Source organism: Paenarthrobacter sp. NPDC057355 (assembly GCF_042667405.1).
Lineage (GTDB): Bacteria > Actinomycetota > Actinomycetes > Actinomycetales > Micrococcaceae > Arthrobacter.
Window position 1 is genome coordinate 330,657 of sequence record NZ_JBHVAL010000001.1, and the last position, 22,663, is coordinate 353,319.

At 62.8% G+C, this 22,663-nt stretch carries 17 protein-coding genes; 6 read left to right on the forward strand and 11 right to left on the reverse strand.

Annotated features, from left to right (window positions below):
* Nucleotides 1-274: 274 nt before the first annotated feature.
* The 9 genes from ACFUOZ_RS01560 to ACFUOZ_RS01600 form a co-directional block, all read right to left on the reverse strand.
* Entirely contained in the window at nucleotides 275-1,642 is a 1,368-nt protein-coding gene (locus tag ACFUOZ_RS01560; RefSeq protein ID WP_377543977.1) for an MFS transporter, read from the reverse strand.
* A gap of 70 nt (nucleotides 1,643-1,712) precedes the next feature.
* A complete protein-coding gene (locus ACFUOZ_RS01565; protein WP_377543979.1) occupies nucleotides 1,713-3,188 on the reverse strand; it encodes an NAD-dependent succinate-semialdehyde dehydrogenase in 1,476 nt (491 codons plus the stop codon).
* A 36-nt stretch (nucleotides 3,189-3,224) separates the two neighbouring features.
* A complete protein-coding gene (locus tag ACFUOZ_RS01570; protein WP_377543981.1) occupies nucleotides 3,225-4,475 on the reverse strand; it encodes an iron-containing alcohol dehydrogenase in 1,251 nt (416 codons plus the stop codon).
* A 153-nt stretch (nucleotides 4,476-4,628) separates the two neighbouring features.
* Nucleotides 4,629-6,593, reverse strand: coding sequence for a helix-turn-helix domain-containing protein (locus ACFUOZ_RS01575; RefSeq protein WP_377543984.1), 1,965 nt, complete (start codon nucleotides 6,591-6,593; stop codon nucleotides 4,629-4,631).
* 94 nt (nucleotides 6,594-6,687) lie between these two features.
* On the reverse strand, nucleotides 6,688-7,797 hold the full coding sequence (locus ACFUOZ_RS01580; protein ID WP_377543986.1) for a hypothetical protein: 1,110 nt from the start codon (nucleotides 7,795-7,797) through the stop codon (nucleotides 6,688-6,690).
* A 17-nt stretch (nucleotides 7,798-7,814) separates the two neighbouring features.
* A complete protein-coding gene (locus ACFUOZ_RS01585; RefSeq protein WP_377543988.1) occupies nucleotides 7,815-9,542 on the reverse strand; it encodes an FAD-dependent oxidoreductase in 1,728 nt (575 codons plus the stop codon).
* 19 nt (nucleotides 9,543-9,561) lie between these two features.
* Nucleotides 9,562-9,825: a UBP-type zinc finger domain-containing protein gene (locus tag ACFUOZ_RS01590; RefSeq protein ID WP_377543990.1), complete on the reverse strand. Its 264-nt coding sequence runs from the start codon at nucleotides 9,823-9,825 to the stop codon at nucleotides 9,562-9,564.
* A gap of 17 nt (nucleotides 9,826-9,842) precedes the next feature.
* Entirely contained in the window at nucleotides 9,843-10,913 is a 1,071-nt protein-coding gene (locus tag ACFUOZ_RS01595; protein WP_377543992.1) for a S1C family serine protease, read from the reverse strand.
* Nucleotides 10,914-11,089: 176 nt separating this feature from the next.
* On the reverse strand, nucleotides 11,090-12,421 hold the full coding sequence (locus ACFUOZ_RS01600) for a PucR family transcriptional regulator (protein WP_377543994.1): 1,332 nt from the start codon (nucleotides 12,419-12,421) through the stop codon (nucleotides 11,090-11,092).
* Between the two features lie 608 nt (nucleotides 12,422-13,029).
* On the opposite strand from ACFUOZ_RS01600, the gene dnaK reads away from it, so the two are divergent.
* Genes dnaK through trxA form a run of 6 tightly spaced genes read left to right on the forward strand, consistent with a single transcriptional unit; the run spans nucleotide 13,030 to nucleotide 19,773 of the window.
* Complete coding sequence (gene dnaK / locus ACFUOZ_RS01605) at nucleotides 13,030-14,925, forward strand: molecular chaperone DnaK (protein WP_377543996.1); 1,896 nt, start codon at nucleotides 13,030-13,032, stop codon at nucleotides 14,923-14,925.
* 8 nt (nucleotides 14,926-14,933) lie between these two features.
* Entirely contained in the window at nucleotides 14,934-15,479 is a 546-nt protein-coding gene (locus ACFUOZ_RS01610) for a nucleotide exchange factor GrpE (RefSeq protein ID WP_377543998.1), read from the forward strand.
* On the forward strand, nucleotides 15,472-16,404 hold the full coding sequence (locus ACFUOZ_RS01615) for a DnaJ C-terminal domain-containing protein (protein ID WP_377544000.1): 933 nt from the start codon (nucleotides 15,472-15,474) through the stop codon (nucleotides 16,402-16,404). Before ACFUOZ_RS01610 ends, ACFUOZ_RS01615 begins: the two co-directional genes overlap by 8 nt.
* A complete protein-coding gene (locus tag ACFUOZ_RS01620) occupies nucleotides 16,401-16,715 on the forward strand; it encodes a chaperone modulator CbpM (protein WP_377544002.1) in 315 nt (104 codons plus the stop codon). The genes ACFUOZ_RS01615 and ACFUOZ_RS01620 overlap by 4 nt, the downstream gene beginning before the upstream one ends.
* Nucleotides 16,712-19,348 (forward strand): ATP-dependent chaperone ClpB, encoded by a 2,637-nt coding sequence (gene clpB, locus ACFUOZ_RS01625; protein WP_377544005.1) that lies wholly within the window; start codon nucleotides 16,712-16,714, stop codon nucleotides 19,346-19,348. Before ACFUOZ_RS01620 ends, clpB begins: the two co-directional genes overlap by 4 nt.
* On the forward strand, nucleotides 19,345-19,773 hold the full coding sequence (trxA, locus tag ACFUOZ_RS01630) for a thioredoxin (protein WP_377544007.1): 429 nt from the start codon (nucleotides 19,345-19,347) through the stop codon (nucleotides 19,771-19,773). Before clpB ends, trxA begins: the two co-directional genes overlap by 4 nt.
* A 59-nt stretch (nucleotides 19,774-19,832) precedes the next feature.
* Here trxA and ACFUOZ_RS01635 read toward each other — a convergent pair whose 3' ends face one another.
* Together ACFUOZ_RS01635 and ACFUOZ_RS01640 are read right to left on the reverse strand one after the other, a co-directional pair.
* Nucleotides 19,833-21,224 carry a sensor histidine kinase gene (locus ACFUOZ_RS01635; RefSeq protein ID WP_377544009.1) on the reverse strand — a complete coding sequence of 464 codons (1,392 nt, stop codon included), beginning with the start codon at nucleotides 21,222-21,224 and terminating at the stop codon, nucleotides 19,833-19,835.
* Between the two features lie 15 nt (nucleotides 21,225-21,239).
* The gene (locus tag ACFUOZ_RS01640) at nucleotides 21,240-22,484 is read right to left on the reverse strand and encodes a BTAD domain-containing putative transcriptional regulator (RefSeq protein WP_377544012.1); all 1,245 of its coding nucleotides are present in this window, start codon (nucleotides 22,482-22,484) and stop codon (nucleotides 21,240-21,242) included.
* Nucleotides 22,485-22,663: the final 179 nt, after the last annotated feature.

The window sequence follows — 22,663 nt, forward strand, 5'->3', positions numbered from 1 at the left end:
TCGACTTCATGCTGCATTCGGTGAGCCTGGCGCTGCTTTCCGAACGGTGTTGCCTTCTTCCAACCAAATTACGGGTACCGGCTTGGGGATTCCTTTGACGCAGGCATGACGGGGTCCGGGGAGGCCACACAGGGTTTTTCCAACATTCGCCCAAGATGTGCTTGGTCCGGCCGTACACTCGGCGGGACGCCACCAACACCCGGGCTGCCAGGATGTGGAAACGCCGGTGTCACCCGCTCAATGCGGGTGACACCGGCGTCGTTGGGCCAGGAGGCTAGTGCACGTTGGTCTTGTCGGCTGCGTCTGCCGCCGAAACAGGTGCCGCATCAAGGCGGTCACGGACGCGCTTCACAGTTTCGGGCGCAAGGAACGCCGAAACTACGGTGATTACCCCGATGACGCTGAAGTACAGGATGACCCAACCGGGTTCACCGTCACCTGCATTGAGCAGGGCCACAGCGACCAGCGGCGCGATGCCCCCTGCCAGGACCGACCCAAACTGGTATCCCATGGAGGCGCCGCTGTAGCGGAGCTTCGTGGAGAAGAGCTCACTGAAGAAGGCCGCCTGCGGGCCGTACATCGAGTTGTGGAAGACGGCGAGGCCGATGATGATGGCCAGCGTTGCCATCAGTGCGCTTCCGGTGTCCGTCATAACGAAGTAGAGCGGGAAGAAGAGGAGTCCGCCGATCGAGCCGAAGAGGTAGAGCGGTTTGCGGCCAATCCGGTCGGACAACGCGGCCCACAACGGCACCGCAATGACACCAATGGCGGAGGCGATCAGCACGGACATGGAGCCCTGGTTGGCACGCTCGGGCCCAAAGGTGCGCATGATGTAGACGACCGAGAACGTGGTGTAGAGGTAGAAGGCCGAGTTTTCCGCCAGGCGCATGCCGACCACCAGCCAGACGCCCTTGCTTTCCTTCTTCAGGGCATCACCGAGCGGGTTGTGGGCGGTCTGCTTTTTCGCGACGAGTTCCTTGAAGTCCTCGGAGTCTTCAAGCTTCGCCCGTACCACAAGGCCAACGATGATCAGGAGCACGCTCAGCAGGAAGGGAACGCGCCAGGCCCAGGCGTCGAAGACGTCGGCCGGAACGCTGCCCTTGACGGCCAGGACGGACGAGTTGGCGAGCAGCATGCCGGCAGGGACACCCATCTGGGTGAAGCTGCCAAAGAATCCGCGGCGGCCTTCGGGGGCATGTTCGGTGGAGATGATGGCTGCTCCTGCCCATTCTGCGCCGGCACCAAAGCCCTGGACCAGGCGAAGCACAGTCAGCAGGATGGGGGCCCAGACGCCGATTTGTGAGTAGGTGGGAAGCAGGCCCATGGCCAGGGTGGCGAAACCCATCAGGAGCAGGGACAGTACCAGCATCGGTTTGCGGCCGATCTTGTCGCCGTAGTGTCCGGCGAACATGCCGCCGAAGGGACGGGCCACAAACCCTACTGCGTAGGTGAGGAAGGCCAGGAGGAGCCCGGTGGCTGGGTCCTGCTCGGGAAAGTACAGCCGGCTGAACACGCCGGTGGCGGCCAGCAGGCCGAAAATGTAGTAGTCGTACCACTCGATGGTGGTGCCTGCAAAGCTGGCCAGGGACACGCGCCACGGCACGCGGTTCCCCTTGGGGGCAGTGGTTGAAGTGAACGTCATTGGTCTTTTCTTTTCGATGGTCAAACAGGGTTGTTGTTGAAGGACGGTGCGTTACGGGCTGGCGTTTGGTTCACCAGTCCACAGCGATGTATTTGGTCTCAGTGAAGTCCAGAAGGCCCTGATGAGCGCCTTCGCGCCCCAGCCCGCTTTGCTTCACGCCACCGAATGGAGCTGCCGGATCCGATACCAGGCCCCGGTTCACAGCCACCATGCCACTTTCAATGCGTTCGGCGATCCGCAGCCCCCGGCGGAAGTCCTCGGTGAACACATACGCTGCGAGGCCGTATTCGGAATCGTTGGCCGCAGCGACGGCTTCGTCTTCGGTGTCGAACCCGATGATGGATGCGACGGGACCGAAGATTTCCTCGCTGACCATCCGCGCGTGCAGAGGCACATTGGTCACTACCGTGGGCGGGTAGTAGTAGCCATCCCCTTCCGGCAACTGGCCGCCGGTCAGCAGTCGTGCACCCTGGTCCAAGGCATCGCGCACCAGGGCGTCGACCTTCAGGACGCTTGCTTCGTCAACGAGGGGCCCCACTTCGGTGGCGGGATCAGTACCCGGGCCAACGGTGAGGCCGGCCATGCGTGCGGCCAGACGGCTGGCGAACTCGGCCTGGATACCGCGTTGGACGTAGATCCGGTTGGCTGCCGTGCAGGCTTGGCCTCCGTTGCGCATCTTGGCGACCATCACGCCGTCGATGGCCTTGTCCAAGTCGGCGTCCTCAAACACCAGGAACGGCGCGTTGCCGCCCAGTTCCATCGAGCACTTGAGGACGTTGTCCGCGGCCTGGCGCAGAAGGTGCCGCCCGACACCGGTCGAGCCCGTGAAGGACAGCTTACGCACCCTGGGGTCGGCGAGTATCGGCGTCATGACGTCGCTGGTCTTGCTCGTGGTGACAACATTGACGACGCCGGCCGGGACACCGGCGTCGACCATCAGCTGGGCGATCGCCAGGGAGGTTAGGGGCGTCAGGGTCGCAGGCTTGAGCACGGCAGTGCAGCCGGCGGCCAGCGCCGGTGCCAGCTTGCGTGTGGCCATGGCGGCCGGAAAGTTCCATGGTGTGATCAGGACGCAAACGCCGATCGGCTGGTGCTGGACCAGTATGCGGTTGGCTCCCGAGGGGGAGATGGACACGTCTCCGATGATCCGGACGGCTTCCTCGGCATACCAGCGGAAGAACTCCGCCGCGTAGGTTACCTCTCCGCGGGCGTCCGGAAGTGCCTTGCCGTTTTCCAGGGAGATGAGACGGGCCAGTTCCTCGCTCCGTTCGGTCATCAGGTCGAAGCAACGGCTGAGGACTTCGGCCCGTTTGCGCGGGGCAGTAGCGGCCCAATCGGCCAGTGCGTCCGCGGCAGCGTCGACGGCAGCGAGGCCGTCAGCGACGTCGGCGTCGGCGATTGCAGTGATGACGGTGGCGTCGGCGGGGTTGACGACGTCGACTGTTCCGCAGCTAGCGGCGTCCTGCCAGCGTCCCGCGATGAGCAGCTGTCGGGGAACTGTCAGTCCTTCGAGATCAAGGGGTTCCCGGGTGGAAAGGAGAGTCATGGTGGGCCTTTGTTTTCTTGAGTGGGAGAGTCGGGGTCAGCTGATGGAGCGGTCGCCCGTGAAGGCGGACTGCACGATGGAGCTGACGGCCTCGAGGTCAAGCGGTACTGGGTTGTTGTCGATGAGCCGTTTCGAGTTCAGTGACAGTTCGGCGATCCTGGCCAGGTCGTTTTCATTGACGCCGAGGTCCGCCAGCGTGGGAGGCAGTTCGATGGCGGCGATTACCTCGTCGATGGCTTCGACTCCGGCGATCGCTGCGTCCCTTGTGCCCATGCCCTTGGTGTCGCGTCCCAGGGCTTCGGCGATCTGACCCAGTTGGGGGATGATCGCACTGAAGTTGTGGCGGACGACGTAGGGGAGCAGCAGCCCAACGCCGACGCCGTGCGGCGTGTGCGTCAGTGCGCCGACCGGGTACTGGATGGCGTGTGCGGCAGCAGTTCCGGCGTTGCTGAGAACGATGCCGCCGTAGAGCGCAGCCAACATCATGTCGCCGCGGGCGTCGACGTTGCCCGGATCCTTGTAGGCGGTGGCCAGGCTGCGGCCCACCAGCCGGATTCCGTCCAAGGCAAGGGAGTCAGTCAGGACATTCCTGCCGACAAAGACTCGTTCCCTGGACAGCGCCGGGGTGGGCTCCCGAGCGATTGCAGTGAACGACTCGATCAGGTGCACGAACGTGTCCGCACCCGTGGCCGCCGTCAGCGACGGCGGGCAGGAATAGGTGAGTTCGGGATCGCATACCGAAGCGAAGGGAATAATGTGCGGGCTCGAAATGCCCATTTTCATGCCGAGTTCAGGGTCGGACACGACGGCGATGGCCGTGGCCTCCGAGCCTGTGCCCGCCGTCGTCGGAAGTGCGATCACGGGCTTGACCGGTCCCGGGACCTTGAACTCGCCGTAGTAGTCGCTGGGCACGCCACCGTAGGTCAGCAGCACTGACACGACCTTGGCCATGTCCATGCAGCTGCCCCCGCCAAAACCAATGATGACGTCGATGTCCTGGTCCTTGAGTTCTTCAACGCAGGCGATAATGCCGGGCGTAGGCAGTTCCGCTTCGGTTTCTCCGAACACGCGGACAGTGAGGTTTCGGCCTTCGAGGGTCCGGACCAGTTGCTGCAGTTCTTCCGAGGCTGCAACCCGGGGATCGGTGCAGATCAGGATATTGCTGCCCATTTCTGCCGCAATTCCGGCGACGGCGAAGCGCTGCTGGGCGCCGACGACGATGGTCCTTGGCAACCGCAGGACGCCGAAAGTAGGGGGACGGATGCCCGCCTCATGCGCACACGACATTGTGACTAACTCCTAGATGTGGGGTTTTCGGCTACCTGACAGGTGCCGTGGATTCATCGTTCCAGAGTCGTGTGAGGCAGCATATGGATGTTCCTGCCATAATGCTGCCTTCAACATGTGGCAAAGTAACACGGTTGGGTGCCGCGACCGGCTTCAGGGCGTGCGACCGCCCACTCCCGCTGATTGCAGCCGCCACAGCCGCAGTGCGACGTGCACGTCCAATGAGCGACCACCCCGGCGCCAGTCGTCGCCTAGTAGGTGGTCAATCCGGGCCAGTCTTTGCCGCAACGTGTTGGCATGGATATGAAGTGCGCTGGCCGCGGCTGCCAAGGAGCTGTCGTTTTCCAGGAAAGTCCACGCCGTCTGGACCAGCTGGGTGCCGCGCCGTGTGTCATAGTCCAGGAGCGGGCCGAGCTGGGCGGCCAGCAATTGGGCGGCAAAGGGGCTCTCCATTGCACCCAAGAGCATTCCGGCTGTGCCGAGCGCGGCTTTGTCGGCGGCCTCCCCGTGCCGTCCCAACGCCTGCAGTGCGCCCAACACAGCGTGAGCCTCGGCGTGGGCTGCCGACAACCGCGGGAATCCCGTCACAGCTTCGGATGAGCCCACGCTGGCTTCGATGCGCTGCCGCTTGAGTGCAGCGACGATTGCCTGGCCACCGACCGCCCCAGCCGACGCACCGGGTCCTTCCGCGGCGTGCGCAGGGGGTTCAATGATGCACAAGTGCGATTCGTGAAGTGCTGTGATGCCTGGACGGCCCTCCGTATGCCGCCTCAGTACAGCCAAAGCCCGCTGACGCTGATCGTCGCCGACTCCCACGACGCGGACAACGAGTTGGAGATTCTCGGCCAGACCGAACCGGCTTGCCCTTCTCTTCACGGCTTCGACATTTTCGGAGCGGGGATTCAGGAGTTCATCGATCAACTCAAGCTGAAGGCGGTACTGGGCTTCCTGGTAGGTGCGCTCGAAAAGCAGCGCCGCGCTGAGCACCAAAGCGCTGCGTTCAAGCACGGCGGTCCTTTCCTGCGTCAGATGCCCTGCAACCACCAGTGATGCCAGATGCTGATCACCGGCAACAGCAGACATCACGGTGTAGTCCCGCCCATTGGCATTGAAGGGTACGGGCTGCGTCTGCGAAGCAGAGACCTCGGCAGCGCTCAACGCGGCCTGGCTGCCAAAGTCGGAACCCGGTACGGGTCCCGCCATCGCTTGACCCGTGGGCGAGACCACGAAAACCTCACTGTCCATGGATTCGCCGAGCAGCCGCAGCAAGCCCGGGAGGCTGTCCGTGGAAGCCAGCGTTTCCATCAGACGCCGGTCCAGGGATGCCAGCTCCTCCAGTGCACTGACATGCGCGAGGTTCTGACGCTGGGCCTGGTCCAGGCGGGCGAGGGCATCGGCCATTTCGGTGAAATGGCGGGCGTTTTCGAGTGCGACAGCTGCGTGGGTGCCGATGGATTCCATCAAGGCGACGTCGTCACTGCTGAACGTATGAGCGCGGCGGTCTGCAACGAGGAGCGCACCGATGACCTTTCCCTCCACCCTCAACGGGACACCCATGATGGCTTTGACGCCCTCGGCCGCGACGGCTGCATCGCTGGATTCAAGGTGGGACTTGGTGTCGTCGTCGAGGTAATCAGCGCTTTGCGCAGGCGCTTCACCAGTAGCGACAGCACCGAGGACACCCTCTCCGAGTGGCATCCGGATGTTGCGGAACTGTGCCGTCGTGGCGCCGTCGGTAACCCGGATGTAGGACTCTCCGGTCGTGTAGTCATTCAGGCTTAGGTAAGCGATGTCGCTGCCCAGGAGGGAGCGGGTTCTGCGCACGATGGCTTTGAGGACAGCCTCCACATCGCGGATACCTGTCAGGTCCGTGGCGGTGTCGTACAGGACACGAAGCAGACCTTCTCGCCTGCCTGCTTCCCAAAGCCTGGCGTTGAGGCTGCGGACGGCAGCAGTTGTCATCGGATCGATAAGGTTGTTCGCCTGCATACCTGCCAGCCGGGGCTCTAGCTCCTCAGCAGAAACACCATCGACGAGGAGGGACAAAAGCTGCCCCAAGGCCGGACCGTCGACGCGGGTGGCAGGTGCACGGAAGGCCGGCCCTTCTTTTGCACACATAGCGCCAATGGTAGCCGTGCCCATCACGGGAAAGAACCCGTGGGTAAAGGGTCCTGCGGCGGGACCAGCGTGGGACTGCCTGCATGGATGCGGACTACTCGTCTGCTTCCACCGATTGGCGACGATGACGTTCCCGTTGGCCGTAAGCCGCTCGGAGGATGTCGTCTTTTGATTCGAACCCCGAGCCCAGCGCTCCACCGATGAGCGCCGCCGAGGTGGTCATCCATGCCACTTCCATAAAGTCCCAGACTGAAATGGGGTGCTGCAGGGTTAAAGCCAGCAGGCCGTCGTCGATGGTGAACACGGCAGCCAACAGCACGGCCAGGAAAAGCACCACGTAGCTGATCACCACGCCGATCGTCAGCGACCAGAACGTGGCAGTGTTGTAGAGGGAAGCCTTGGATCGTTCCAGCAGGTCGTCGCGCCGGGGGCTTTCCCAGAGGTCGTGTTGGGTGATGATCCAGAACACCATCAAACTGATGGCAAGGACCGTCAGGAACGTCAGCCTCAGAGCCCCCAGCAAATCTGCGAGCTGCCAGATAGTGTTCGTAACGAGCGCGAAGGCGCCTGTAGCAATCGCCGCGGCCATGGCACTCCTTAATCCGAAGACCAGCCGCCAAGGACGGTTCGCCCGCAGCATGCCTGTCAGCAGCCTCCCTCGGCCGAGTCGGGTGGCCGAGAGGTAGCGGAACCCGATTGGCCCGTCGTCGGGAACGGCCGTTTCGATACGTCGCGATTCGTGCAGCGAGGGCGGACCAAATTCCCCGGCGTCATCCTCGGGGTCAAAGTGACGGTGCATGGCCCAGCCCAGGTCGGCGACGGCGGAACGCACCCTGCGGTCGATGTTGAAGGCGCCGAGCGCAGGCAGGGAAACCAGGGAGATTGGCTCTCCAAGTGCGACTTCCACTACCACCGTACGTCCCCCGGAACGAACCGGAAGGTCCGTCAGGCAGACCATGACGTCCCATGCCCGGCGGGCACGGTGCTTCCTCATGGATTCAAGCATCGGTGCCAACCCATCGCCGGCCGTGAAATCCTGGTACTCGATCTCCACGGACCATTCGTGGAGGTCATCGGCGAGGTTGAGCAGACGTCCCACTTCGCGGCCGTTGCGCCCGGCAAACTCGGCAGTTACCTCCGGTTCGGCGAGTACGCCTAACGTACGGGCAGTTGTTGGGGCCGCATCGCCCGGACTTTCCGACACGCCTGGCCTCCTAAGGTTCAGTGATTGGTAGCTGGTCCATTCCGAAGGAGGCGCAGGTGTTCGTGGATCATGGCCACAGCCGTTGAGCCTTCGCCGGCGGCAGCTGTTACGCGTTTCACCGAGCCATGCCGAACGTCTCCGGCTGCGAACATGCCCGGGACGCTGGTTTCCAAGGGCAGCCGTCTTCTCCCTGGATGGCTGAACCCCGGAGGAAAATCTTCGAGGTCGGATCCGGTGAGGACAAAGCCGTGGTCATCCAGGGCCAAAGTGCCCTGCAGCCATTCGGTGTGCGGCTTGGCCCCGATGAAGATGAAGAGGTACCGGGCGTCGAAGGTACGTTGACCGCCCGCAGCCCCCAGATCGACGGCGATCCGTTCAAGGACACCTGAACCAGCGAAACCAACGATCCTGGCGCCAAGCAGCACCTCTACGCCCTGGTGCTCTTCGATCCGATCGGCGAGGTAGGCCGACATGTCTGCGCGGAGGTCCTCGCCACGAACCACCAACCGTACGGATGCACCCGTGCCCGCCAGGAACATAGCTGCCTGCCCGGCGGAATTTCCACCACCGACGACGGCCACGGGCTGCGATCCGCAGAGCCTGGCCTCATGAACAGTGGCTGCGTAGAAGACACTGATTCCTTCGTATTCCTCCAGCCCGGGCACTGGCAGGCGGCGGTAATGGACGCCGGTTGCCAGAAGCGCGGCCCGGGAGGAGGCGGGACCGCTCTCGTTGAATTCTGCGTGGAACTCACCGTCCCGGAACGCGATGGAGTTAGCCCGGCAGGCGATGTTGATCTGGACCTTGAACTTTCGGGCCTGGATGACCGCTCTTTCAGTGAGTTCACCACCGGAAATTCCCGACGGAAAGCCAAGAAAGTTTTCTATCCTTGATGAAGTGCCGGCCTGCCCACCGATCGCCAGGCCTTCCTTGAGGACCACCGACAAGCCGTCGGACGCTGCGTACACGGCTGCCGCCAGCCCCGCCGGACCGGCTCCGATGACCATCAAATCGTAGGAGGCCGAATGCTCTTTCGCAGCCCGCAGGCCCAAGGCAAGTGCCAATTCTCCGGTGGACGGGTTATTAAGGATCCGCGACGCGTTGAGCACCACTGCGGGAAGGGCGCTGGCAAGGATCTCCGTGTGGCCCAGAATTGCCTGCGCCTGCTCGTCGTTCTTCACATCGACAAGCCTGTGAGGCAGGCGGTTGGCGGCGGCAAATTCCAGGAGGCGAAGGGTGTCGCGGCTGGAGCGGGAACCAATTATGCGGATGCCCGCGCCCGCGCTGATCAGGAGGATCCGGCGCTGAAGGTATGCGTGCAGGATAGTCTCACCCACTGCGGCCTCCGTCAGGACCACACGGCGTAAATCGTTGCCACTGATTTGGAGAACTTCACCCGGCTCGGCGACCACGGTGCTGACAAAGGCCGGTTGCCCCTCGACCAGGCCCAGTTCCCCCAGGAAACGTCCGGGACCATGAACTTCGAGGATCCGCGAGCCACTGCCGGCCTCGGCAGGCTGTCCGTCAGGGACAGCCCGCAACCCCTCAATGACGAGTACCCTGCCCTGCAGCACGACGAAGAAATCGGAGTCGAAATTGCCCTCCTGAATGAGGACTTCTCCGGCAGCGGTGGCGCGTCTGGTGCCGGCACGCCCCAGCAAGTGGATTTGGGCCGGGCCCAGCCTGGGATAGGCGCCAAAGGGGTCCGGCGTTTCGAGCAGGGGCGGGTCCGCTTCATGCTCCATCAGCTGGTTGCACCCCCACCTAAACGAATGCCTCGTGGGGATAGCACCAACGCCAGTTTTCGCCGGGCTCCAAGGAACGCACAATGGGATGCAGTTCGGTGGCGTGGGACCGGGCGTGCCTCATGGGTGAGGAATCGCAGCAACCCACATGGCCACAGGTGAGGCACAAGCGCAAATGAACCCAGGCTGTGCCCAAGTACAGGCATTCCTCACAACCTTGGGGTGTGCGCACCCGCACCGAACGTATCCGTGAGAGGTGGGGATCATGACTTTCGAAATACATTGTGGCTCCTTGGCTGACTATCCTTGCGCCGTGCTTCCCAGAGTGGCTGTCGTTGACTTCATCTCCTTCCCGCGATGGAACTCGACGACGGCCTGCTGGCCAGGCTCTTTCTTGCGGATGGCGGCAAGGAGGTCGGTGACGTTGGCGATTTTCTGCCCGTCAAACTGAGTGATGATGTCTCCCGGCCGCAGCCCCGCCGAGGCCGCCGGCCCGCCTTCAGCAACTCCGATGACCAATGCACCCGAAGTCACGGGAAGGCCAAAACGGTCTGCTGTTTCAGACGAGATGTCGGTCGGGACAATCCCAAGGACAGGGTGTTTGGCTGATCCGCTTTTCAGTATTTGCTCCGCGATGTCAATCACGGTGGCCGAGGGGGTCACAAACCCGATCGACACGGCGCCCGAACTGGGTGGGAGGTAGGCCTCCGACAACCCGATGATCTCCGAACTGCTATTGACCACAGCTCCTCCCGAATTACCCGGAGAGATGGGGGCATCGGTTTGGATGAGGTCGAGAAGGCCCTGGGGCGACTCCTCGGATGGCGGCATATTACGGTGGAGTGCGGATACGATTCCGGCCGTAACGGTTTGCTCCAGACCCAGCGGACTGCCGATAACAACTGCCAGTTCCCCAACTTGGGGAAGGGTCGTTGAGAATTTGGCGGCTGGGAGGCCCCCCCGATCAGCTTTGACTACGGCCACGTCGGTTGCGTCGTCAACACCGACTACGGTGGCAGGCGCCTCGGATCCGTCTGCGAAGCGGATCTGGACGCTCTTAAACGGCTTCTTGTCCTGGTCTTCCACGACGTGGGCATCCGTGACTATGGTGCCGTCGCTGCGGTAGATCACCCCGCTGCCGACACCCCCTGATGTCTGGATCGTCACCACGGAGGGCTCCACTTCCCGGACGATCCCCGGCACCGAGGAAAGGTCGCCTGTGGCACCCGATTCCGCCGGGCCGGCGGACTGTGATGTGGGTGTCGGCGTAGGTCCTGTGCACGAGGATACGAGGATGAGTAACACGGCGCCGAGAACTGCGGTCCATGCCCTCCCTGGCTTCGTTCCCGCGGCGGCTTCTGGTCTACTCATGCTCATTGGATTCCCGCTGCCCGTTCTGGCCGATTAATGAGGGATTTACCCTCTTAAGTCTGCGCCGGCGCCGCAGCGCCCGCATGGTCCCCGGGCGTCCAAAAAGTCCCTGGATTCTAATCCGCCAGGTCAACCGTCAGCCGACCGGCGCTGGCTTTGCAGTTTTTGGGCGCTGCTTAATGCCCACGCCGCGAGCGTGCGGATCGCAGGCGCCAGGCACGGGTGGCGACGTGCAGGTTGAGGCGCGTCTCCGGGTCGCCTAGTTCAAAACCCGTGATCTGGCTGATGGACCGGAGCCGGTAACGCAGCGTGCTCCGGTGAATGGCAAGGCTGGCCGCCGTGACGTCATAGTTGCCGCCATGATCCAGATATTGCGCAAGCGTGTGGACCAGGTCAGATCCACGGCGGTCATCGTTGCTCAGCAGTGCGCCCAGCCACTCCTCGACGTAACCTGCAAGGTCGGTCTCACTGCCGGGCATGTCCAGGATGCGGTAGATCCCCAGCTGGTCGTACCGTGTGAGCCCGTACGGCTCGGTGGAATGTACACGGATGTGAAGGGCACGCAGGGCTTCTTCGTACGAGCGGGGCAGCTGCGTGAGATCGCTGCTCGGACCTCCGATGCCCACGGCTCCGGTGGCGCTGCGCAGCGTCCTTGCCGCAACGACGAAGAGTTCTGTATCCAGCGGTTCGCCGGTCACCACGGCAACTGTTATGTCCGCATGAACTGAGACGAGTGCAGGTATTTGAAGTTCGCGCAGCGTTCTCCGCAGGGCGACCGTCACGGTATCGTCCGTCCTGGGCGGTTGCCACTGAGCGACGAGGACGTGCTGCGGACCCCGGACGTCGTATCCCAAGGCCTCTGCACGCATGGTGGCCGTTTCTTGATCCATTCCAGAGACCAGTTCATGCACCAGGTCGCGGCCCAGCTTCAGTTCCAGTTGCGCCATGCTGCGGCGGTGGGACATCTCCACCTGTAAGAGCCGTGTTGCATACTGCAGGGCAAAGACGTCATCCGCAGTGTAGGGCAAGCCGTTCTCCAATAAGCACATTGCCCCGAGCAGGTCCCTGTCCGGCAGAACCAGGGACACGAGCCTTCGAGGTTCCTGCACTGGCAAACCGGACGCGCGCCAGAGTTGCTCCGTCCGGGACCTGTCCGCAGCGCTGGACCGGGGGTATGGGCGTGCGGACTTGGTCCCCGCCGCAGCGTGGATGTTTCCGAATGCGTCCTCGACGGTGACAGGGCGCCCTGTCACCACGGACAGCACTTCCGCCAACAGTGAGTTCCGCGACGTCATCTTTCCCAAGGGAGCGGTGAGGGCGCCATCCAAGGCGTTTTGGATCGACGTACGGGCTTCGAGATGCATCACCGTCGCCGAGAGGGTACGCAATCGCCCGGCAAGCGCAGCTGCAGTGGACTGCAGTGTGGCGTCCCCGTTCAGGCAGGTTCCTGGCTCCTCCTCGGCTGGATCGGCGGCTGCCCGTCGTACCGTTGCACGGAGGGTGGTCATCTGGGACGGAGTTGGAACATGGCTGGCATGCAGGACCAGGCATCCGTTCAGTTCTCCGCTGTCACCAAGCACACAGAGCGCGTATCGCCAAGCAGGTCCTGTGGCGGACGGCGCAGAATCCGTACCTTCGGGTTGGTGGACGTCGTCATGGTCCTGGATTATCGGTGCCCGGTCCGGGCTCGGAACCAAGTGGCCGTCCACCACGAGATACGCAGCTGCTATAAAGCAGAATTCCAGTGCGGAAACAGATCGTACGGCTATGCCAAGTATCTCCCCGGCCCTTCGTCGATCGAACATTCAGTTGACCCGTCGTCTCTGTCCGCAGTGAGGGCCCGTCCGTGCGGGGTGTGTGGCAGCAGACCCCAAAACGATCCCGGTAACTTCGACACTACGCTTGCGGAACCTATTCTGGTAGGTCAGTTTCGTGGAGCAGATTTGGACCCGGGAGGTCATGCCGCCGTTTCCCTGAACGGGGCAGACTCGACCCTATTAGGCCACATGACAAGCCCTTCGGGCCTCAGTGTCAGTCAGGGCGGGTGATCATGAGGTGAAATCTCGGGCGGACGTCGCCACAGAACAGGTCACGCCCACTAGGACCGGAGCGAGTCATGGCCAAAGCAGTAGGAATTGATCTTGGAACAACCAACTCAGTGATCGCCGTTTGGGAAGGCGGTGAAGCACGCGTTGTACCTAATGCCGAAGGAGCCCGCACCACGCCCTCAGTTGTGGCGTACACGGACAGCGGGGAGCGGCTGGTGGGGCAACTGGCCCGGCGCCAGGCGATTCTCAACCCCAAGGGGACCATCACATCGGCCAAGCGTTTCATCGGACGGCACTATGACGAGATCACGGATGAATCCCGGGCCGTGAGTTTCGACGTGGTAGCTGATGACAATGGTGTTGCCCGCTTCCAAGTGCAGGGCAAGAAGGTAGCGCCGGAAGAAGTGAGCGCGCTGGTTCTTCGCAAGCTGGTTGAGGACGCTGCCAAGCAGTTGGGAGAGAAGGTGACAGAGGCCGTCATCACGGTTCCCGCGTATTTCAACGACGCCCAGCGAACTGCAACCAAGGACGCGGGCAAAATAGCCGGGCTCGAAGTCCTGCGCATCATAAATGAACCCACGGCTGCGGCTCTTGCCTACGGCATCGACAAACGCCAGCATGAGACGGTCTTGGTGTTCGACCTTGGTGGGGGAACCTTTGATGTGAGCCTGCTGGACGTGGGCGACGGAGTTGTGGAGGTCCGCTCGACGGCGGGTGATACGCACCTCGGTGGCGACGATTTTGACCGCCGTTTGGTCGATTACCTGGCAGACGAGTTCCAGAAGGAGGCCGGCATCGACCTCCGGTCGGACGCCCAGGCGTTGCAACGCCTGTTTGAGGCGGCGGAGAAGGCCAAAGTCGAGCTAAGCTCCGTTACCCAGACCCAGGTGAACCTGCCCTTTATTACGGCCGACGCCACGGGTCCCAAGCACCTCACCACCACCGTTCGCCGCTCCGTTTTTGACGAGATCACCCATGACCTGGTGGAACGCACCATGGATCCGGTGAAACAGGCTATGGCGGATGCCAAGGTTACCGCCAACGATATTGATGAAGTGATTCTGGTTGGCGGCTCCACGCGCATCCCAGCGGTTCAGAACCTCGTTCGGCGCCTGACTGGCGGCAAAGATCCCAACATGAGCGTCAATCCAGATGAAGTAGTAGCCATCGGCGCCGCGATCCAGGCAGGTGTGCTTAAGGGCGAGGTTTCGGACGTCCTGCTGCTGGATGTTGTTCCACTTTCCCTGGGCGTCGAAACCCGCGGGGGTGTGATGACGAAGATCATCGAACGCAACACGACGATCCCCGCCAGGCGAAGCGAAGTGTTCTCCACCGCCGACGACAACCAGCCTGCCGTGGACGTGGTGGTCCTGCAGGGAGAGCGGGAACTGGCAGCAGACAATCGGGTGCTCGGACGCTTCCAGCTGACGGACATCCGCCCTGCGCCCCGCGGCGAACCGCAGATCGAGGTAACGTTCGACGTCGATGCCAACGGCATCCTGAACGTCACCGCACGCGACAAGGACACAGGCAAAGAACAAGGCATCACCATCAGCGAAGGCTCCAACCTGGACTCCAACGAGGTCGAGCGAATGATTGCCGAGGCTGAATCCCACAGAAGCGAGGACTTGCAGAACCGGGAGCGGATCGACGCCCTGAACGAGCTGGATGCGGTGGCCTATCGTGTTGAACGGACGGCGAACGAACTCGGTGAGGCGGTCGCGGCGCACGACAAGGCCCGCGCTGAACTGCTGATAGGGCAAGCACGGGAAGCGGTCAGCAATCAGGCGGAGGTGGCCACCGCAAGGGAACTGGTCTCCGAACTTCAGCAACTCCAGGCGGCGCTCACGGCGTCGGCTTCGTCCGCGGCCTCGCCCGGGGCAGGGGTGTCCGGCCAGCAATCCGCGGACTCCAACGCGGTGGACGACGATGACATTATCGATGCAGAATTCGATCGTGGCTAGGTACGACCATGAGCGATCCTGCAGGGCTTGCCGGACAGGCCCATGATGGAAGTGACGTGGCAGACGCCACCGCACCTGATGGACGGGAAGCCGAAGCGGTGGCGCAGGCCGATGCGCTGGCCAAAATGGAGGACCAGTGGCGGCGTGCGCTGGCTGACGCCGACAACGTTCGAAAGCGCGCTGCCCGGGACGGCGCGCTGCTAAGGGCGCAGGAACGCGCAGCGGTATCGTTGGCGTGGCTGCCGGTACTGGACAATCTGGAACTGGCGCTCGAGCACGCGCCTGCGGGTGCGGAGGATCCGTTTGTGGAGGGCATCGATTCGATCCGGAAACAGGCCGTCGAGACCTTGGCGCGTCTGGGCTATCCCCGGATCGACGCAGCGAACGTGCCTTTCGATCCCCGGGTCCATGAGGTTGTCAGCGTGGTGGAAACTGACGACGTTCCCCCGGGGACACTGGTGAGGGTGCTGCGTCCTGGCTACGGAAGTCCGGATAACACTCTACGGCCAGCCGCCGTTGTGGTGAGCCGGGCGGTGACCCCGGATCGTGGCTGAGGATTACTATTCGGTTCTGGGGGTCCCCCGGACAGCGAAGCCCGACGAAATCCAGCGTGCTTACCGGAAACTGGCCAGGAAATACCATCCCGACGTTAATCGCGAGCCGGACGCGGCAGACAAGTTCAAAGAAATCGGGGAGGCCTACGACACCTTGTCGAATCCCGAAACCAAGGCGCGCTATGACCGCTTCGGAGCCGATTATCGACAGTATGCAGGCGGCGGCGGGCGTTCGGGCCGCAGCAGTGGGCGATCCGGCCCGCGGCCGGGTCCGCGGCCGGGACGCGGTGCCTACGGCAACGCGCACACGGATATGGGAGGCGACGTCGATTGGGAAGACCTGCTTGGAGGATGGTTCCGACAACAGGCAAGGGGACCGGCTCAAGGCGCTGACCACGAAGCCGAACTCTGGCTCACCCTTGAAGAAGCGGTTCGGGGTGGTCGGCGCACGGTCCGCTTGGCAAAGCCGGACGGGAAATCCCGCGATTACGACGTCGACGTGCCCCCCGGCGTGCTGGATGGACAGCGCATTCGCCTCGCAGGGGAGGGCGCTGCGGGGCGTGAAGGGGGCCCGCCGGGAGATCTGTCCCTATTAGTACGCATTCAACCGGACACCACATACCGGCTCAAGGGCCGGGACATTCACTTCGACCTGCCAGTCACGCCGTCGGAAGCTGCCCTTGGGGCCAAGGTCAAGGTCAAGACGCCTTCAGGACCGGTGACCATCACCGTCCCCGAGGGGTCCTCCAGCGGGCGCAGACTTCGGCTTCGGGGTCAGGGAATGCCCGACCCGGAGGGACAGCCGGGGAACCTCTACGCCGAGATCCGCGTCATGGTACCGCCGCGGCTGAGCAGCAAGGTGCGCAAGCTGTACGAGCAGCTGGGTGCCATATCCGATTTTCACCCGAGGGAGGGCATCCTATGAGTCGTTCATATCCGCTTGCTTATCCGTGGCGCCTGAATCTCGACGCGGTGGCACGCAGCAGCGGCGTCCATCCCGACGTCGTCATGCGGTTCGTCGACCTGGACCTCATCCGGCCGCTGGGCGATGCCACGGGCGGACCCTGGTTCAGTCCCCGGGCCCCGGAGCTTATCGCCCGCGTGATGAGACTTCACTCGGAGTTGTCGCTGAATTACGCGGCAATCCCGCTGGTACTCGATCTTCTGGTGCGGGTCGATTCGCTTGAACGACGACTGGTTGAAATATCGCAGGTGGAAGGGACGGTCTCACCGTGAACATGGAGAGCTTGACGCAGAAGTCGCAGGAGGCCTTGGCGGAGGCCCAACGCATTGCCCAACGCAACGGGCACACTGAAACCGACGGCGAACACCTGCTTGTGGCCCTGCTGGAGCAGGAGGATGGCCTGGTCCCGCGTCTATTGACGGGCATGCAGGTGGACTTGGATGAGCTGACGGCTGCTGCGGAAGCAGAGTTGAGACGCAAACCAAAGGTGACGGGCCCCGGGGCGGCACCGGGCCAAGTGTACGTGAGTCGCAGGCTCGGGGCACTCCTGGACGCAGCTGAACGGGAGGCCAAGCGGCTCAAAGACGAGTACGTCTCAGTGGAGCACCTTTTGGTTGCCTTGGCGGAGGAGGGACGGTCGACTGCAGCAGGAAGGGTGCTGGCTGATCACCGCATAACCCGCGAGGCGTTTCTGTCGGCACTGACGCAAGTACGGGGAAACCAACGCGTCACTTCGGCAACCCCGGAACAGACCTACGAGGCGCTGGAGAAGTACGGCCGTGATCTGGTGGCGGACGCCCGCACAGGAAAGCTGGATCCGGTTATCGGGCGTGACTCGGAAATCCGACGGGTAGTGCAGATACTTTCACGCAAGACCAAAAACAATCCGGTGCTTATCGGGGAGCCTGGAGTGGGCAAGACCGCCATCGTGGAGGGCCTGGCGCAGCGGATCGTGCGGCAGGACGTGCCTGAAGGGCTGAAAAACAAGACCATCTTCTCGCTCGACTTGAGCGCTCTCGTGGCGGGCGCCAAGTACCGGGGTGAATTCGAGGAGCGGTTGAAGGCGGTTCTGGCCGAGGTTCTGGCCGCGGAAGGCAGGATCCTGCTCTTTGTTGACGAGTTGCACACCGTCGTCGGTGCAGGTGCATCCGAGGGATCCATGGATGCCGGCAATATGCTCAAGCCTATGCTGGCCCGCGGCGAACTGCATATGATCGGCGCTACGACCCTCGATGAATATCGGAAGCATATCGAGGCGGATGCGGCCCTGGAACGTCGCTTTCAGCCGGTCATCGTTGAGGAACCGGACGTGGAGGATGCCATTTCCATTCTTCGCGGGCTGCGGGAGCGGTTGGAGGTCTTCCATGGTGTTCGGATCCAGGACAGTGCTCTTGTGGCGGCGGCCACCCTTTCCCATCGCTACATCACTGATCGGTTCCTTCCGGACAAGGCCATCGACCTTGTGGACGAGGCATGCGCCCGGCTTCGGACAGAAATCGACTCGATGCCCGCGGAACTGGATGAACTCACCCGGAAAGTCACGCGGCTCGAGATCGAAGAGGCAGCACTCTCCAAGGAGACCGATCCAGCAAGCAAGACCCGGTTGGAAGAGTTGAGGCGTGAACTGGCGGACCTGCGGGCCAAGGCAGATGCGAAAAGGGCCCAATGGGAAGCGGAGCGCCAAGCGATTCATAAGTTGCAGGACATCCGCAGTGAATTGGAGCAGCTACGCCAGGCGGCCGAGGAAGCCGAGCGGAACTACGACCTGAACCGGGCGGCGGAGCTACGCTATGGCAAGCTGGCGGACCTGGAACGGCGGCTGGCTTCCGAGGAGGAACGGCTGATCACGAAACAGGGTGAAAAGCGCCTGCTCCGTGAGGTCGTGACGGAGGACGAGATCGCTGACATCGTGGCCGCGTGGACGGGTATTCCGGTCGCACGCCTGAAGCAGGGCGAGCGCGAAAAAGTCCTGCACTTGGACGAAATCCTGCGAGGCCGTGTCGTGGGACAGGAAGAAGCCATCAGTGCGGTGTCGGACGCCATCATCCGTGCCCGCTCCGGTATCCGGGATCCTCGTCGGCCCATAGGCTCCTTTATCTTCCTCGGTCCCACCGGCGTCGGAAAGACCGAGCTCGCCAAGGCACTGGCTGCGGCGCTCTTCGACAGCGAGAACGCAATGATCCGGCTGGACATGAGCGAGTACCAGGAGCGCCACACCGTGAGCCGCCTGCTGGGGGCGCCTCCCGGCTATATCGGTTACGACGAAGGCGGACAGCTCACCGAAGCCGTGCGGCGGAAGCCATATTCGGTGGTGCTGTTCGATGAGGTGGAAAAGGCCCACCCGGACATTTTCAACACCTTGCTCCAGGTCCTCGACGATGGGCGGATTACGGATTCGCAGGGGAGGACCGTCGATTTCCGCAATACAGTGATCATTATGACCTCCAACATCGGCTCGCAGTATCTTTTGGAGGGTTCCGCGGAGGGTGGGGCGATCACGGAGGCTGCCCGCGGCCTGGTGATGGGAGAGCTCCGGGCCCATTTCCGTCCCGAGTTCCTCAACCGAGTCGACGATACTGTCCTGTTTGCGCCCTTGGGGCTTCCGCAGATCGAGCGTATCGTCGACCTGCAGTTCCAACAGCTCCGGCAACGGCTGTCCGAGCAGCAAATTGAGCTGCACCTGACCGAGGAAGCGCGCGTTCTCATCGCCGAACGCGGCTTCGATCCAGTCTACGGAGCGCGCCCCCTGCGCCGCTATATTTCCCATGTGGTGGAAACCCAGGTGGGCCGCGCCCTGCTCCGTGGCAGCATTGCGGAGGGCGGGGTTGTCACGGTGACCGCGTCCGGCGGAGAGCTGGTGGTTGACTACAGCGCAACGGAGCTGGAGAAAGCCGGAACACCATGAAAAACGCCATCATCAAATGTCCCCATTGCGGCAAATCGAACCGCGTCCCCGCTATAGCCGAGGGCCGGCCGCGATGCGGACATTGCCACCGCGACCTTCCGTGGGTGGTTGAAGCGGGAGACGATGACTTCGGCGACATCGCCGAGCGTTCCGGCGTTCCGGTCATGGTGGACTTTTGGGCAGTGTGGTGCGGGCCCTGCCGTATGGTGAGCCCGGTGCTGGACCAGTTGGCGCACGAACGCGCGGGGCAAATCAAACTGGTCAAGGTCGATGTGGACCGCTCGCCGCAACTTTCCGCGAGGTTTGCCATTCAGGCCGTGCCAACGTTGATGGTCATCGTCGACGGCAAGATCGTGGCGAGGCAGGCCGGTGCCGCTCCGGCCCCTGTGCTGAGGTCCTGGCTTGAAGATGCACTGAAGGGCTGATATGAAGCCGAGAGGGGGCCCAGCGTGAACGCTGTCCCGCTCACCGGCATGGCGATTCATCAGCCTGGTGCTCTGTCCAGCAGTTGTTTGCGTTGGTTCCGGCGGGCGGCCCGGCCGTTGTTGGTGCCAGGCTGTGACGGGCCGGCCAAAGTCACATGGATGATGGTTCCGGCACCTGGGGAGGATCTGACATCGAGGGTGCCGCCGGCGTGCTTGATTGTATCGCCGAGAATCCTTAGACCGTAGTGGCCTTCGTAGCCCTCCACGTTCGGTTCAAAGCCGTGGCCGTTGTCGCTGACTGTGATCTTTGTGACTCGATCGGATTGGCTGATCCGCACATGGATGGATGTCGCCGAGGAATGCTTGGTCGCGTTTACCAAGGCCTCCCGGACCACCCGGTACATCAAAACGGCCCGTTCCCTGTCTGCGATCAGTTGTTCGGGGAGATCCATGGTGAGGGTGATGCCCCTGGCCACCAGTGGAGCCGTGAGCTGTGTGAGGGAACTCCGCAGGCCCAGGCGCTGCAGGTCGGGAGGATAGAGTTCGTTGGTCATGGCCCGCAGTGTCCGTACGGTGTTTTGGAGCATCAACCGGGCGTTGCTGAAGACGGGTCTCAGGTCCGGCGGTCCCCGGCGCTCCTCGGATTCCAGGGCGTACGCCAACCCCGAGAGGTCTTGGATGACGTCGTCGTGTAGTTCGCCCGCGACCCGTCGCCGCTCCTGGTCGGAGGCTTCGATGGCGTATTGAAGCAGGGCGTGCTTTGCGGCCTGGTGTTTCTGTATTCTGCGGGCCAGCCGGACGGCCGGAAAGAGCTGGGCCAGCTGAAGTACGGCCAGGGACAGGATCATCGGAGGGATCATGCTCATCAGTACCGCATGCTGCTCGCGGCGGACGTTTTCACCGGAGGAGTAGGTTTCAAAGATCATCGGTGCGCCGCTGACCGAACGTGACCGGACGTAAACTTCCACCAGTTCCCCTGAGGCGGATTCGTAGAGGTTCTCCTGCTCGGTTTGGTTTTCCAGGGTTGCTGTTGCGGGTCCGCCCTGCAGGAGTTTCCGGGCCCATTCTTCCTGCTCGAACTGCTGTCCGATCAATGAATCCATATCCGAGTAGACCACCGTGCCGTGTTCGTCCCATACTTTGATCCTGGTGACCGTTCCGGTGGCCAGCCAAGGGGCCAACCGCTGTTCGAGCAGTTCCAGGGCGGCGTGGTCCCGGGCCAGGAGTTCTGTTGTGATGAGGGGGCCGACGACGTTGTCGGCCAAGCGTTGTGTCATGTCCCGGGCGTTTGCGAGCGCGTGTTGTTCTGCCTCGGCGCGGATCCAGAAGATGACGGGCGTTGCAACCAGGATGAGCGCCACAAAACCTGCGGTGAGGAATCGCGCTACTGCTGCCTGGACTTCCCTGCGTGCAGCGGTGCTGGGTTCTTGTTTGTATAGTTGCCGTTCCACGCTGCAGTTTCCCGGTCAGTGACCCGGGCGCCGAGGTGACGCCGGGCTGCTGCCCAGCCCGGCTACCAATGAAGGGTGGACAATCATGTTCCCGGTCCGCGCGTGCCTGAGGGTATCCAGCATGACTCCAAGGGATCCGTCCTTTGGCAGGAAGGCGCAGATTCCCATGCCCGCCGCCTCGCGCAGGGCATCCTGGGACGGATTGCCCGTCAGCATAACGATCCGCGTTCCAGGATCAAGGGCGAGGATGCGTTCGGCTGCGGTCAGCCCCGAACCGTCAGTGAGGTAGAGGTCCATGAGCACCACGTCAGGTCGGGTATTTTGGTACATCGCCACCGCCTCGGCAGCGGACTTGGCGGCCCCTACGCTCCGCAAATCCGGTTCCCTGTCCAGCGCGCCTGCCAGAAGGTCGGAGAAGGTCGTGTGGTCATCGACGATGAGTATCCGCAGGCGATCGGTGTCGGGCAGGGCCGGTTGCTGGTTGGCAGCCTCGGAGGCCAGCGGATTCGGGACTGCCGGGTCGTTCCTGGCGGCCGTTCGCGCCAGCAGCCTGGCTTGAGCCTCTGTCAGAGCCTTGTTCGGCGTGCAGCCCAGTTCGTTGGCCATGACTTTCCGACAGCGGTCATAGGCCGTAAGGGCCCCAACCACATCTCCGTTGCGTTCGAGTCCGATGATCAGGGTGGTCCAGGCCCGCTCATTGAGGGGATCCAGCCTCGTGACAGACTCGCTCATAACTATTGCCTGGCCCAGTTCCCCCTGGGCGAGGGCAAGCTCGGCAGCCTTGACTTTTGCGGCCGCGACGCGCGTTGCGTGCAGTGCGCGTTCATCCTCCGCCCAAGCAGGCAGGAGTTCGTCGCCGAGCAGAGGTGCCGACGCGAGCTCGAGTGCTTCTGTGAGCAGCGCGAGCGCCCGTCCCGGTGGAGCTTGAACGGCCTGTTTGGTCAGGGTTCCAAAGCGGTCCACGTCCAGGTCCACCATGGTTGTGTCGATGGCGTACCCGCCGGTGACAGTACGAACGGGGCCGGACCGGCCGGTGCCGGGCTGCAGATGTCGGCGCAGGACACTGACATAGCTTTCGAGTGTAGGCAGGGCGACAGCTGGCTGGTTGCCCTCCCACAGCAGATCCATGAGGCGGGCCTTCGAGACTGCCGCGCCGAAGTTAAGGAGAAGAATTTCCAGGACCTGCCGGGGTTTCGGCCCGCCGAGGTCGTTGGCACTCAGTTCGGTGTCTCCGCGATGGACCGATAATGGTCCGAACATACATATTCGAAGTTTTGGACCGCGGGGTGCAGGCGTCGTTTCGGGTACCCCAGGGCCCAGATAGTTGGCCAGTTTGAGAGTGCTCACTAGATATTCCATCGAGTAGTTCCAACGCGTTTGTCCCATTCAATCCGCCCGGAAAAGTCGGGACAACCGTGGTAGATACTCGCTTTGGATCG

Bases quoted from the DNA above. Each gene is read 5' to 3' on its own strand.
- trxA (WP_377544007.1), top strand. From the start codon at position 19,345: ATGAAAAACGCCATCATCAAATGTCCCCATTGCGGCAAATCGAACCGC.
- ACFUOZ_RS01595 (WP_377543992.1), bottom strand. From the start codon at position 10,913: ATGAGTAGACCAGAAGCCGCCGCGGGAACGAAGCCAGGGAGGGCATGG.
- ACFUOZ_RS01570 (WP_377543981.1), bottom strand. From the start codon at position 4,475: ATGTCGTGTGCGCATGAGGCGGGCATCCGTCCCCCTACTTTCGGCGTC.
- ACFUOZ_RS01560 (WP_377543977.1), bottom strand. From the start codon at position 1,642: ATGACGTTCACTTCAACCACTGCCCCCAAGGGGAACCGCGTGCCGTGG.
- ACFUOZ_RS01620 (WP_377544002.1), top strand. From the start codon at position 16,401: ATGAGTCGTTCATATCCGCTTGCTTATCCGTGGCGCCTGAATCTCGAC.
- ACFUOZ_RS01585 (WP_377543988.1), bottom strand. From the start codon at position 9,542: ATGGAGCATGAAGCGGACCCGCCCCTGCTCGAAACGCCGGACCCCTTT.
- ACFUOZ_RS01640 (WP_377544012.1), bottom strand. From the start codon at position 22,484: ATGTTCGGACCATTATCGGTCCATCGCGGAGACACCGAACTGAGTGCC.
- ACFUOZ_RS01575 (WP_377543984.1), bottom strand. From the start codon at position 6,593: ATGTGTGCAAAAGAAGGGCCGGCCTTCCGTGCACCTGCCACCCGCGTC.
- ACFUOZ_RS01565 (WP_377543979.1), bottom strand. From the start codon at position 3,188: ATGACTCTCCTTTCCACCCGGGAACCCCTTGATCTCGAAGGACTGACA.
- ACFUOZ_RS01590 (WP_377543990.1), bottom strand. From the start codon at position 9,825: ATGTATTTCGAAAGTCATGATCCCCACCTCTCACGGATACGTTCGGTG.
- ACFUOZ_RS01610 (WP_377543998.1), top strand. From the start codon at position 14,934: ATGAGCGATCCTGCAGGGCTTGCCGGACAGGCCCATGATGGAAGTGAC.
- dnaK (WP_377543996.1), top strand. From the start codon at position 13,030: ATGGCCAAAGCAGTAGGAATTGATCTTGGAACAACCAACTCAGTGATC.
- ACFUOZ_RS01600 (WP_377543994.1), bottom strand. From the start codon at position 12,421: ATGACCACCCTCCGTGCAACGGTACGACGGGCAGCCGCCGATCCAGCC.